Annotated in this window: 8 protein-coding genes; 3 read left to right on the top strand and 5 right to left on the bottom strand. The window is 74.0% G+C overall.

The window, feature by feature from the left end:
- Positions 1–46: 46 nt before the first annotated feature.
- The 5 genes from AB0E83_RS33700 to AB0E83_RS33680 form a co-directional block, all read right to left on the bottom strand.
- Positions 47–871, bottom strand: a complete 825-nt coding sequence (locus AB0E83_RS33700) for an aspartyl/asparaginyl beta-hydroxylase domain-containing protein (RefSeq protein ID WP_362120351.1) — start codon at positions 869–871, stop codon at positions 47–49.
- On the bottom strand, positions 868–1,809 hold the full coding sequence (locus tag AB0E83_RS33695) for a PhzF family phenazine biosynthesis protein (RefSeq protein WP_362120349.1): 942 nt from the start codon (positions 1,807–1,809) through the stop codon (positions 868–870). Before AB0E83_RS33695 ends, AB0E83_RS33700 begins: the two co-directional genes overlap by 4 nt.
- Positions 1,810–1,827: 18 nt before the next feature.
- On the bottom strand, positions 1,828–2,952 hold the full coding sequence (locus AB0E83_RS33690; protein ID WP_362120347.1) for a DUF6421 family protein: 1,125 nt from the start codon (positions 2,950–2,952) through the stop codon (positions 1,828–1,830).
- Positions 2,953–2,985: 33 nt separating this feature from the next.
- Complete coding sequence (locus tag AB0E83_RS33685) at positions 2,986–3,828, bottom strand: DUF6202 family protein (protein ID WP_362120345.1); 843 nt, start codon at positions 3,826–3,828, stop codon at positions 2,986–2,988.
- A 161-nt stretch (positions 3,829–3,989) separates the two neighbouring features.
- Positions 3,990–7,901 carry an amino acid adenylation domain-containing protein gene (locus AB0E83_RS33680; RefSeq protein ID WP_362120353.1) on the bottom strand — a complete coding sequence of 1,304 codons (3,912 nt, stop codon included), beginning with the start codon at positions 7,899–7,901 and terminating at the stop codon, positions 3,990–3,992.
- A gap of 407 nt (positions 7,902–8,308) precedes the next feature.
- Here AB0E83_RS33680 and AB0E83_RS33675 point away from each other — a divergent pair, with 407 nt between their 5' ends.
- The 3 genes from AB0E83_RS33675 to AB0E83_RS33665 all read left to right on the top strand — a co-directional run.
- Positions 8,309–8,533 carry an MbtH family protein gene (locus AB0E83_RS33675; RefSeq protein ID WP_362120343.1) on the top strand — a complete coding sequence of 75 codons (225 nt, stop codon included), beginning with the start codon at positions 8,309–8,311 and terminating at the stop codon, positions 8,531–8,533.
- A 113-nt stretch (positions 8,534–8,646) separates the two neighbouring features.
- Complete coding sequence (locus tag AB0E83_RS33670) at positions 8,647–9,594, top strand: fatty acid desaturase (protein WP_362120341.1); 948 nt, start codon at positions 8,647–8,649, stop codon at positions 9,592–9,594.
- 31 nt (positions 9,595–9,625) lie between these two features.
- On the top strand, positions 9,626–11,184 hold a 1,559-nt coding region (locus AB0E83_RS33665; protein ID WP_362120339.1), incomplete at its 3' end, for an AMP-binding protein.

Below are 11,184 nucleotides of genomic sequence, written 5' to 3'. Positions count from 1 at the left end.
GGGAGCCGGTGGTCGCCGGCTCCCCGCACCGTCGTGTCCGCGGCCGTCAGCGGCTGACGAGGCAGTGCTCCTCGTGGCGGGCGGCCTGCTCCACCAGCTCCGGCCGGCCGCTGGCCCGGGCGATGCCCTCCAGCCAGCGGAAGACGTCCGCGGCCTTCAGCTCCGCCTCGAAGTACCGCTTGATGACGAGGGCGAGGACGTCCTGGTAGTTGGTCTCGTCGATGATGCCGGCCAGCGCCTCGAAGTGCTCGCGCTCGCCCGGCCGCAGCGGCCTGCGGGCGACGAGGCTGTCCTCGGGGATGCCGGTCCCCACCGGGAGGCCGGGGCGCAGCGCCCCGGCCGGGGTGGGGGTCGCGAAGTCGAGGATCAGGTGGACCCGGTCGCGGTCCGAGCGGGACAGGGCGCTGTGGGTGCGGGTGGCGTCGAGGAACCAGAGTTCGCCGCGGCGCATCCGGTAGACCGTCTCGTCCTCGGAGCTGGAGCACAGCTCGTCGGTCCGCAGCGGCAGGTGGATGCGGGTCAGGTCCTGGTCGAGTTCGAGGTAGTCGCGGTGCGGGACGAGGACGCTGCCCGGGGCGAGCCGCGCGAGCCGGGCGAACCGCAGGTGCCCGAGCAGGAAATGACGCTCCATCAGCTCGGTCAGGTAGGGCAGGGCGGCGCCATACTCGGTGCTGCGGGCCGGGCCCGCGTAGTCCTCCAGGAAGCGGTCGTCGCTGTCGCCGGTCCGGTTCCAGAGCATGCAGCTGCGCCAGGAGCCGCAGATGAACTCCCCGTACGAGTCGTTGTATCCGAACCGTTCGGCGCGGTCCAGGTCGGCCGCGAGGCGGTCGGCGTCGAGGTCCAGGGTGGTGATCCGGGTCGTGCGCGTCATGACGGGACGGACTCCTTCCGCGCGCCCGGCCGGCCCTGCCGGTCGCGGTCCCCGGCCGGGTCGGGCTCCGGGCTCCGGTCGAGGGCGGGTTCGGGGCTCTGGTCGAGGTCGGCGGGGGACAGTCGTACGGTGCCGGTCAGGTACTCGCGGGTGGCGCCGCCGAGCAGCACCCGGTCGCCGCGCAGCTCGCAGTCGAGCCGGATGCGGCGGCGCCGCCCGAGACGCGGCGAGAACTGGTGGGCGACGAGCCGGTCGCGGCCGAGGCGTCCGGCCCAGTACGGGACCAGCGCGCAGTGCGCGGAGCCGGTCACCGAGTCCTCCGGGATGGAGAGCTTCGGCCCGAACCAGCGCGAGGAGAAGTCGCCGTCCCGGCCGGGCGCGGTCAGGGCCACGCCCCGCAGGTCCAGCGTCCGCAGCAGCTCCTGGTCCGGCCGCACGGCCAGCAGCTGCTCCTCGTCCTCGTACACGACGAGGTAGTCCATCGAGCGGTGCACGGCGACCGGGCGGGGGCCTTCGAGTCCCCGCAGCAGCGCCTCGGGCGGTGGCACCGGCGCGTGCTCCAGGGCCGGGAAGGTGAGGTCGAGCCGGTCGTCCGCCCGGTCCACGACGAGCGGGCCGCTCGCGGAGTGGAAGGTCACCCGGTCGGTGCCGGGCCTCAGGTGGTGGAAGACGACGTGGGCGGCGCCCAGGGTGGCGTGCCCGCACAGGTCGACCTCGGCGGCGGGGGTGAACCAGCGCAGCTCGTAGTCGTCGCCGGCCGGCACGATGAAGGCGGTCTCGGGGAGGTTGTTCTCCAGGGCGATCGCCTGCATCACCGCGTCGGGCAGCCATGCCTCCAGGGGGCAGACCGCGGCGGGGTTCCCCCAGAAGAGGCGGTCGGTGAAGGCGTCCACCTGGTACAGGGGGAAGGTGAGGGGGTCGGCCGGGACGGTTCGCATCCGCCGCTCCTTTCCGTCTCAGACGCCGAGGCGCTGCTTCACCTCGGCGAAGTAGGGGATGTGCCGGTAGTCGCGGGCCTCGGGGTCGTAGTCCGTGTAGAGGTTGGTGAAGTCGAGGAGCCGGCGGCGGACGTCCTCGACGGGCTCGGTGCGGATGTGCCGCTCGATGGTCTCGATCTCGTCGAGGAAGGCGCGCAGCACGTCGGGCAGCCAGGGGAGCAGGTGGATCCGGTCGGCGACGAGCCGGATGCCGTCCTCCTTGAGCAGGTAGGTGAAGAACAGCTGCGAGGCGACGGCGTCGTAGTTCGGCCGGGGGATGCCCTCGACGGAGTAGCGCAGGAGGCGCTCGGCGAGCATGTACTCGTACGCGAGGCGGGCGTCGCGCGCGGGGAGTTCCGCGTCGTGCAGGCAGGCCAGCATGGAGGAGACGTCGGTGCGCAGCTCCTCCAGGCCGGCGAGCGGCTTGATCCGCTTGGCGGGCAGGTAGTCGGGGATGGGCATGTCGCCCTGCCGGTGGTGGTACTCGTGCAGGCGCACCCACCAGGAGGAGGCCCGTTCGACGTCGGCGTCGTCGGCGGTGCGCAGGAGGGGGAAGGCGTCCTCGGCCATGACGGCTCCGATGAGCCGGCGGGTGAGCCTCTGGTGCCGTTCCACGAACTTGTCGATGAAGTAGAAGATCTGGTCGTCGGGGTTCTGGATGCCGTCCAGGTGGTTCTCGGGGAAGAGGGCGACGACCACGCGGGACGCGAAGCCGGTCGTCCTGCGCTCGATGGTGACGGGCAGGGTGTTGCTGGCGTACCGGCGTGCCAGGTGCTCGTCGGTGGGCAGCTCCCGGTAGGTCAGGTACTCCAGGGAGAGCGAGGGGAAGTAGGAGGCGTCGAAGAGGGAGAAGAGGTGGTGGTCGCGGCGTTCGTTGATGTGGGCCTTGGTGCGGGCGAGGCGGGGGTCGGCGTCGAAGCCCCGGAGGTCCTCGATGAGCGCCTGTCCGGCCGGCCGGCGGCGGATCGGGGGGGAGGCCGCGAGGCGGTCCGCGAGGTCCTTCAGGAACTCCGGCCGGCGGAACGCGTCCCGCGGCCCGAGTCCGGCCCGGATCCGGTCGACCTCCTCGATGACCGCCCCGATGTCGGTGTCTGCGTCTGGCACGGCGATGGTCCTTCCTTCGCGTACGGGTGGCTGTCAGCGCGCGGAGGCCAGCAGCGCGGGGGTGCCGGCCAGGGCGTCGGCGAAGGCGTCGAGCGCCTTGGCCCAGTTCCCGGCGTACTCCTCGGCCAGGGTCAGCAGCTCCGCGCGCTCGGCCTCGGTGGCGGCGACGACGGTCATGCCCGTCTCGTCGTCGCTGACGGACTTGGCGTGCACGGTCTCGGCCTTGATGTGCGAGTCGATCCAGTCCAGCGCGCCGTCCGCGGTGTAGGGGCCGGCGCCGGCCACGCGGACCTTGGAGTACATGCGCCGGAAGGCGACGGCGATGTCGAGGGCGATGGCCTCGACCACGCGCAGCTGTACGGCCGCGCCGAGGGGCGAGTCCGCGAGCCGTTCCATGTTGGCGAGCAGGTCGCGCACCCCGTCGGGGAGCCGGGCGGCGTCGGCCGCCTCGGCGTCGGAGACGGCGTCGGCGAGCGGGCCGAGGATGGACTCCTCCCACCACACGTAGTGCACGCCGGAGACGCCCTTGGGCGAGACGGCGCTGAACTCCGGGGCGAGGTTGGCGAGGTCGTCGCCGATGACCCGGTAGGCGGTCTGGAAGGCGCCCAGCACCTCCCGGTCGGGGGCGTCCTCGCGGTGGAAGCGGCGGGCCATCACGCCGAGGCCGGCGATCGTGGTGAACATGAAGGCCTTGGTCATGGCCTGCCACTGGCGGCCCACCCGCAGCGCGGCGGCCGGGGTGACGGTGTCGGCGGTCCGCGCGTCGCCGAAGAACCGGTTCACCGGGCGGCAGAGGCCGGCCTCCCGGATGATCGCCGTGATGCGGTCCTCCAGGGCCGCGTCCGTGGCGAGGGTGGCGGTCGGGTCGGAACTCATGGGATCTCCTGACGGTGAGTGGGGCGGGTGCTCCGCCGGGACGCCGGCTCACGTCCGGGGCGGCTTCGGTGCGGGCGGGCCGGGGCCGGGGGTTTTCGGGGGAGGTGCGGGCGGTGGGGGGCGGTCGGCGCGGGGCGCCGGTGGCCGCCCGGTCCCGCCCGTCACCGTCCGGGGGCCAGCCGGGGCGCCAAGACGTCGCCGATGCGGGCGATCGGTTCGGGGGTGGTCATCTCGCCGTGCGCGCAGGGCACTTCGTGGACCTCGACCCGGCCCGTGACGTACGGCTGCCAGCGTTCGGCCAGGGCCGGGTTGTGGCCGGGGTCGGCGGTCGCGGGGAAGAGGACGGCGTCGCCGTCGAAGACGCCGGGCGTGTGGCGCGTGAGGGCCGTGGCGGCGGCGACGAAGGTCCGGCACAGTGCCGCCGGGTCCAGGTCGCCGAGGCCGGCGAGGGCCGCTTCCAGGGAGGCGCGGTCGTGCCCCATGGAGGCGGCGACCTCGTCCAGGACCGCGGCCTCGTCGTCGTACCGCCCGATCGTGTCCCCGGGCTCGGCGGGGTAGCTGTCCATCATCGCGAGGAGGGCGACCTCCTCGCCCTCCTCCTGGAGGCGTACGGCGAGGGCGTGGGCGACGACGCCGCCGAAGGACCAGCCGAGGAGGTGGTAGGGGCCGTGCGGCCGGACCGAGCGGACGAGGGCCAGGTACTCGTCCGCGAAACGGCCGATGTCCTCGGGGGCGCCGGCGGGGTCGGTCAGCCCGCGGGCCTGGAGTCCGTAGACCGGCCGCTCGGCGGGGAGCCGGCGCAGCAGTCCGGAGTAGACCCAGCTGATGCCGGCCGCGGGGTGGACGCAGAAGAGGGGGGCCTCGTCGCCGGTGGCGCGCAGCGGCAGCAGCGGGGCGAGGGCCCGGTCGGCGCCGGCGGTGTCGAGCCGGGTGGCGAGGGCGGCGGGCGTGGGGGCCTCGAAGAGGGTGCGGATGGTGATCTCGCCGCCCAGTTCGGCGCGGACCCGGCCGATGAGCCGGGTCGCCAGGAGCGAGTGCCCGCCGAGGTCGAAGAAGCCGTCGTCCGCGCCGGCCCGTTCGATGCCGAGGACTTCGGCGAAGAGGCGGCAGAGGGTCGCCTCGCGGGGGGTGCGCGGGGGGCGGCCGGTGGTGACGGCGGTGTAGTCGGGGGCGGGGAGGGCCTGGCGGTGGAGTTTGCCGTTGGAGTTGAGCGGGAGGTCGGGGAGGGTGACGAAGGCGGCCGGGACCATGGCGGCGGGCAGCAGGCGGGCGGCGTGGGCGCGGAGTTCGGCGGGGTCGGGCCGGTGCGGGCCGGCGGGTACGACGTAGGCGACGATGCGCTTGTCGCCGGGGACGTCCTCGCGGACGGCGGCGGCGGCCTTGGCGACGTGGGGGTGTTCGCCGAGGACCGCGTTGATCTCGCCGAGTTCCACCCGGATGCCGCGGATCTTGACCTGGTCGTCGGCGCGTCCGGCGAAGACGAGTTCGCCCCGGCGGTTCCAGCGGACGAGGTCGCCGCTGCGGTACATCCGGCTTCCGGGCGGGCCGTACGGGTCGGCCACGAAGCGCTGCGCGGTGAGGCCGGGGCGGCCGAGGTAGCCGCGTGCGACGCCCGCGCCCGCGAGGTACAGCTCGCCGGTGACGCCGACGGGGACCGGGCGCAGCGAGGCGTCGAGGACGTAGGTGCGGCAGTTCCGGATGGGGCGTCCGATGGGGGCGACGGCGGGCCAGTCGTCGTGTTCGGCGGGGAGCGGCAGGCCGGTGATGACGTGGGTCTCGGACGGGCCGTAGTGGTTGTGGAGGGTGATGTGGGGGCGCTGTTTGTGGAAGTCGCGGACCTGGTCGGTGAGGTGGAGCGGTTCGCCGCCCTGCATGACCTCGCGCAGGTCGGGGAGGCCGAGGCCCTGTGCGGTGGCGGCGTCGAAGACGGCGCGGACGATGAGGTCGGGGGCGAAGAACTCGTTGACGCGCTGGGCTTCGAGCCAGGCCGCGAGGTCGTCGGGGTTGCCCCGGGTGTCGTCGGAGGGGATGACGACGGTCTTGCCGCCGAGGAGGGCGGAGAGCACCTCCTGTTCGGAGGCGTCGAAGCTGATGGAGCTGAACTGGCAGACGCGGGTGCCGGGGGCGGCGGGGATGGTGCCGTTCTGCCAGGTCAGCAGGTTGACGAGGACGAGGCCGGTGACGACGACGCCTTTGGGGCGGCCGGTGGAACCGGAGGTGTAGACGATGTACGCCGGTGAGTGGGGGCCGAGCGGAGCGGTCCGGTCCGTGTCGTCGGGGTCGGTGCCGGCGTGGCGGGCGAGGGCGGCGGTGGCGTCCGGCGCGTCGAGGACGAAGGGGTCGTGGTCCGTGAGGCCGGGTGCCAGGTCGGCGACGGTGAGGACGAGTGCGGGGCGGGCGTCGTCGAGGATGAAGGAGACGCGTTCGGCGGGGTAGGAGGGGTCGACGGGCAGGTAGGTGGCGCCGCTCTTGAAGACGGCGAGCATGGCGGTGACGAGGTCGGCGGAGCGGGGCACGATCACGGCCACGTGCCGTTCGGGGGCCGCGCCGCGTTCGATCAGCAGGCGGGCCAGCCGGTTGGCGCGGGTGTTGAGTTCGCCGTAGGTGAGGACCGTGCCGGAGTCCTCGACGGCGACGGCGTCGGGGGTGCGGCGGGCCTGGGCCTCGAAGAGTTCGGGGAGGCGGGCGGCGGACAGCGGCCGGTCCGTGGCGTTCCAGGTGCGCAGGACCAGCTCGCGCTCCTCGGGGGTGACCGGGTCGAGGGCGGAGACCGGGCGGTCCGGGTCGGCGGAGAGGTCGGCGAGGCAGCGGACGAGGCGGTCGGCGAGGGCCCGGGCGGTGGCGTGGTCGAAGAGGTCGGTGTCGTACTCGACGGTTCCGGTGAGGCCGGCGGGGGCGCCGTGCAGGGTGTGTTCGGCGAGGCCGACGGCGAGGTCGAACTTGGCGGTGCCGGTGCCCAGCGGTTCGGGCCGCGCGGTGACGCCGGTGAACAGCGGGGCGGTGTCGCCGTCGTCGGCCTGCTGCCAGCTCAGCATGGTCTGGAACAGGGGGTGGCGGGAGAGGGTCCTGGCCGGGTTGACGGCCTCGACGACCTGCTCGAAGGGCACGTCCTGGTGGGTGAAGGCCCGCAGGTCGGTCTCCCGCACGCGCCGCACCAGCTCGCCGAAGGACGGGTCGCCGGAGACGTCGGTCCGCAGCACGAGGGTGTTGGCGAAGAAGCCGACCATGTCGTCCATGGCCTCGTCGCTGCGCCCGGTGACGACGGTGCCGAAGGGGATGTCCTCGCCGGCGCCGAGCCGTGACAGGAGGGCGGCGAGGGCCGCCTGGACCACCATGAAGGTGGAGGCGTGCGCGGCCTGGCCGAGTGCGGCGAGCCGGGCGTGCGTCTCCCGGCCGACGCGGAAGTCGACGGTGGCGCCGCGGTGCCGGGCGACGGCGGGGCGGGGCCGGTCGAAGGGCAGTTCCAGTTCCTCCGGCGCGCCGGCCAGCGCTTCCCGCCAGTAGCGGAGCTGGCGGGAGGCGAGGCTGTCGGGGTCGGCGGCGTCGCCGAGCAGCTCCCGCTGCCAGTGGGCGTAGTCGGCGTACGTCACGGGCAGCGGCGCGAAGTCGGGGGCGTCGCCGCGGGCGCGGGCGGAGTAGGCGGTGGCCAGGTCGCGCTGGAAGGGTCCGTCGGACCAGGCGTCCGTCGCGATGTGATGGAACATCAGGAGGAGGACGTGCTCCTGGGGGCCGAGGACGAACAGGGTGGCGCGCAGGGGCGGTTCGCGGGTGAGGTCGAAGGGGCGGGCGGCTTCGGCGCGCAGCGCGCCGGGCAGTTCGCCGGGGGTGACGGGGACCCGGGCCGGCAGCGGGCCGGTCTCGCCGGGCGCGAGGACCGTCGGGCGGGGTTCGCCGTCGGCGTGCGGGAAGACGGTCCGCAGGGTGTCGTGGCGCCGCACCACGTCGCCGAGCGCGGACTCCAGCGCGTCGGCGTCCAGCGGCCCGGTGAGACGCAGGGCCTGGGGCACGTTGTAGGTCGCGGCCCCGCCGCTCGCCTGGTCCAGGAACCACAGGCGGCGCTGGGCGTAGGACATGGAAACCACGTGGACTCTCCTGATTCACCGCGCGTCCGACCCGCCGACCGGGATGTCGGCCCGGACCACACTCGGCCGCCGAACGCTTTCCGGGCAACCGCGAATTGCTTCAGGAAGCTGCATGACAGCTAATTACTACGGCTCTCGCGGAGCGGTCGGCGAAGCTACCCCGGAACTACCGGCGATGATGCCTCCGGGCTGCCCGTGCCCTCATTATTCTCGTCGCCGACAAGCGATTCGCGCCCTTCTGCGTCATGTCTTCATCCGTGCGCCCGTGGGCGGTCGCGCAGGTCTTCCGCAGCACGCGCTCGATGCGTGCTCGCTATGCGCTCGATACGTGCTTGATACGTGCTCGATACGTGTTCGAACAGCAGGTTCCGCATTTTTCCGCCGACGAGGGAGCCGACATGGCCGCCAATCCATTCGACGACGAGGACGGCGTCTTCTTCGCCCTGACGAACGACGAGGGCCAGCACTCCCTGTGGCCGGCCGGGCAGCCCGTGCCCGCGGGCTGGCAGGTGGCGTTCGGCCGGGACTCCCGGCAGAACTGCCTGCGGTACGTGGAGGAGCACTGGACCGACCTGCGTCCGGCGAGCCTCGCGGCCCGGACCCCGGCGGGCGGCGCCGCGTAGGGCCGCCACGGCCCGCGTGTCCCCCGCCGCACCGCTTCCGGCCGGCCGCGGCGCCGTGGCGCCGCGCTTTCCGCCGACGATTCTCAGGAATTCATTCGAAGGGAATGCGAAACATGGAAGGCTTCCGCAAGGAGCTGGGGCACATACGCCGGCCGATCGACGGGAGGATATTCGCGCTGAAGCTGGCGGTCCTCTGCTCCCTGGTGGCCGGCGGCGTCGCGCTCGTCCTTTCGGGAAACGCCTGGATGATGGCCTTCGGCATCATTCTGCTGGGGCTCATGTACGCCCACGCGATCGAACTCCAGCATGAGGCGCTGCACGGAATCGGATTGCGCGGCAGCCGGGGGAACGTCGTGGCGGGCGTGCTGCTCGGCATCCCGATGCTGATCTCCTTCGCGGCGTACCGCTCGGCGCACATGCGCCACCACCGGCTGCTCGGCACGCCGGACAACCGCGAGTTCTTCGACTACGGCGACCAGTACGGCGAGGGGTCCGGGTCCCGGCTGCGCGCCGCGGCGGTGTGGGCGTACCGCTTCTCGATGCTCGGGCACTACGCGAACTTCCTCGCCGTCTGCGCCCGGCTGGCCGTCGGACGCCGGCTGCCCGGCGAGCGGCCGGTCGCGATGCGCGGCATCCGGCGGGACCACGCCCTGATCGCCGGGGTGGTGGTCGCCGTGGTGACCGCGTCCGTGCTGACCGGCAGCCTGCTGGCGGTGTGGCTGTGGGCGCTGCCGCTGGCGGTGGCCAGTCCCGTGCACGCGCTGATCGAGCTGCCGGAGCACTACGGCTGCGACACCGGGACCACGGACTCGCTCGCCAACACCCGGTCCATCCGCTCGTCGAGGCTGATGGCCTGGTTCACCAACGGCAACAACTTCCACGTCGAACACCATCTGATGCCGAGTCTGCCGATCGCTCAGCTGGGGGAGCTGCACGCCGCCCTGGAGGGCCGGCACCGCTTCTACCACCGCACGTACCGCGAGTTCTTCCGGTGGCTGCTGGCCGGCGGGGCCGCCGCGGCCCGGTCCGGGCGGCTGCTCCAGCCCTCCGAGTCCCGCTGACCGCCGGCCCGTCACCGACCGAAGGACACGCATGCCGCACACGACACTTCACGGCCGGTTCGCCGCCGGCGCCCGGCGGGTCCCCGACGGCACCGCGCTCGTGGTGGCCGGCGAGCGCCTGAGCTACGCCGGGCTCGACGCCGCCTCCCGCCATGTGGCCCGGCTGGTGCGGGAGGGCGCCCCGGACCGGCCCCGGATCGGTCTGCTCGCCTCGCGCGGCACCGTGGCGTACGCCGCGTACCTGGGGATCCTGCGGGCGGGCGGCTGCGTCGTCCCGCTGAACGAGGCGTACCCGGCCGGGCGGAACGCGGCCGTCGCCTCGGCGGCGGGGATCTCCTCGGTGGTGGCCGAGCCGGGCCAGGACACGCGGTTCGCGCGGGACGGCGGGGCGCGGGTGATCGCCTTGGACGCGGAGCGGATACGGGCGTTCGCCGCCGATCCCGCCGCTCCGGCCGACGAGGCGGTCGTGGACCCGGAGGACCCGGCGTACCTCCTCTTCACCTCGGGCTCGACGGGCCGCCCGAAGGGCGTGCCGATCCGCCACCGCAACCTCGACGCCTTCCTCGGCTTCCACATCGAGCGGTACGGCGTGGGTCCCGGCAGCCGGCTGTCGCAGACCTTCGACCTGACCTTCGACCCGTCCGTCTTCGACATGTTCGTGGCCTGGGGCTCGGGCGCCGCCCTCGTCGTGCCCTCCCGGGCGGAGCTCCTCGATCCGGTGGGCTTCGTCAACGAGCACGCCCTCACCCACTGGTACTCGGTCCCGTCGCTGGTGTCGGTGGCCGAGCAGTCGGGTGCGCTGTCGCCGGGCGCCATGCCGTCGCTGCGGTGGAGCCTGTTCGCCGGCGAGCGGTTCACCCTGGCGCAGGCGGAGGCGTGGGCGCGGGCCGCGCCCGGCAGCGAGCTGGAGAACCTGTACGGTCCGACCGAACTGACCGTGACGGTCACCGCCTACCGGCTGCCGCGCGCCCGCGGGGAGTGGCCGAGGACCGCGAACGGGACGGTCCCGATCGGCGCGGTCCATCCCCATCTGGAGCACCGGGTCACCGCCGGGGGCGAGTTGCAGGTGCGCGGGCCGCAGCGGTTCGCGGGCTACCTGGACCCGGCGGACGACGCCGGCCGGTTCGCCGGGCCGGGCGCGGACGGCGCTCCCCCCGGCCCGGGGGCCTGGTACCGCACCGGGGACCGGGTGGCCGAGACGCCGGACGGGCTGCTGCACCTCGGCCGTCTGGACCACCAGGTCAAGGTCCAGGGCCGGCGGGTGGAGCTGGAGGAGGTGGAGGCGGCGCTGCTGGCCCACGCCGGGGCGTCGGCCGCGGTGGTGGTGCCGGTCGAGGACGAGCGGGGGGAGCTCCAGCTCGCGGCCGTCTGCGCCGGCGGGGTGCGCGACACGGCGCGGCTGCGGGAGCTGCTGGGCCCCCGGCTGCCCGCCCACATGATCCCCCGGCGTCTGGTGGCCGTGGACCGGCTGCCGCTCAACGCCAACGGGAAGGCGGACCGGGCCGCCTGCGCGGCGCTCGCGGCCCGGCCCGCGGGGGGGGGGGGGGGGCCCCCCCGGCCCCCCCGCGCCGGGGGGCGCCCCCCCCCGCC

Source organism: Streptomyces sp. NPDC035033 (assembly GCF_040636735.1).
Lineage (GTDB): Bacteria > Actinomycetota > Actinomycetes > Streptomycetales > Streptomycetaceae > Streptomyces.
Note: the sequence above shows the minus strand (reverse complement) of the source record. Positions and strands in the feature narration are given on the sequence as shown.